This window comes from Pseudoalteromonas sp. PAR1 (genome assembly GCF_947311895.1).
Lineage (GTDB): Bacteria > Pseudomonadota > Gammaproteobacteria > Enterobacterales > Alteromonadaceae > Pseudoalteromonas > Pseudoalteromonas lipolytica_C.
The window spans coordinates 1-1,302 of record NZ_CAMZMY010000053.1 but is presented as its reverse complement, the minus strand read 5'-3'; the positions used below and the strand labels follow the sequence as shown (position 1 = coordinate 1,302).

Genomic DNA, 1,302 nt, shown 5'->3' with positions numbered 1-1,302 from the left:
CTTATATGGACTCCCCGTTTTTTGTCAACGGAGTATTTATTAAATAAAGATTAGATGCTGGCTTATATACGGACTCTATTTGGGGAGCTACCCCAGGTCACTTTAATGTATTCGCCCCTTTATGACTTTTCTCTGTGACGGTATTTTCTACCTGAACACGGAACAGTCTCTTAAAGGTCAGTCTTATCCTGGTTTTAAACGCTCTTTATTGACAATAATTTAAGTCGTTAACAACTTTGGCTGATAACATTCGTTTTTCTTTAGCATGGCAAATGCAGTTCTGATTGTTTTATTCGCCAATGCTATTGCTGCCACTTTCTTACCGCGTCTTGCAATCAACTTTTTAAGCCATTCATCCTTTTCTGTGCGACTTGCTCTTTTTATAACATTTGAAACAACCGCTAGTGCACCTTGATATAACGTGCTACGTAACTTCTTGTTTGCTGATTTTTTTGAAATTGAGCCAATTTTTTCTTTACCACCAGAGCTATGCTGCACAGGCGTTAATCCTGCACAGGCAGACGCTTCTCGTCCATTTTTAAAGTGCTCTATACAACTAAAGTAAACTTTCAACATCATTGAACCTACTGGTCCAACGCCTTCCAATTTTGACAGCCGCTCGCATACTTCATCATTTTTGATTTCTTCTTCAATTAGCTTTTCTAGCGCTATAATTTCTTTAACAACTCTTTTGAATTGTTCATTTACTATTTTTAGAGATGCTCTAAATGCCATCGGTACATTAAAACTTGTATCCTCGAGCAAACTTTCCACTGCATCTATTAACTTACTATCAGACTTGGCTATAGGGATGCCAAGTTCCAACAAACAGCCTCGCTGTAGGTTCCCCAAGGCCACTTTTTGTTTTACAAAATGCTCTCTCATTGCTGATATGGATTGTAAGCACTGCTCATTTACACTTAATAATCTACTCGGCTTAACCGTTGGTTGCTGAGCTGCAATACCAATAGCCAAAGCATCATTCGCATCTGTTTTTTGGCCTTGTCTAAATGCTTTTACGACGCGTGCAGACATAGGTTTAACTATATGGCCAGCCTCTTTCGCTTTTCTTGCCCAATAATGCGTACCACCACATGATTCCATTGCTACTAATGATTGTTTTTCTGATACCAATAACTGAAGTAGTTTTTGTCTAGATACTTCTTTGTTGTATATAACTTGTCGCTCTTTACCTATTTTACAAACTTGATAATTATTTTTTGCTAAATCAATCGCAATAACGTTAAGATTCACCATGTATGGATTCCTTTTGTAAAAGTTTTGTCGCTTATTACGTTACCC

Annotated in this window: 1 protein-coding gene; it reads right to left on the bottom strand. The window is 37.6% G+C overall.

Annotated elements, in window-relative coordinates; genetic code table 11:
* Window positions 1-219 precede the first annotated feature (219 nt).
* Window positions 220-1,257, bottom strand: coding sequence for an IS110 family transposase (locus tag QL229_RS20505; protein WP_281547366.1), 1,038 nt, complete (start codon window positions 1,255-1,257; stop codon window positions 220-222).
* Window positions 1,258-1,302 lie beyond the last annotated feature (45 nt).

Excerpts from the sequence above, each read along its gene's own strand:
- QL229_RS20505 (WP_281547366.1), bottom strand. The coding sequence starts at position 1,257 with ATGGTGAATCTTAACGTTATTGCGATTGATTTAGCAAAAAATAATTAT.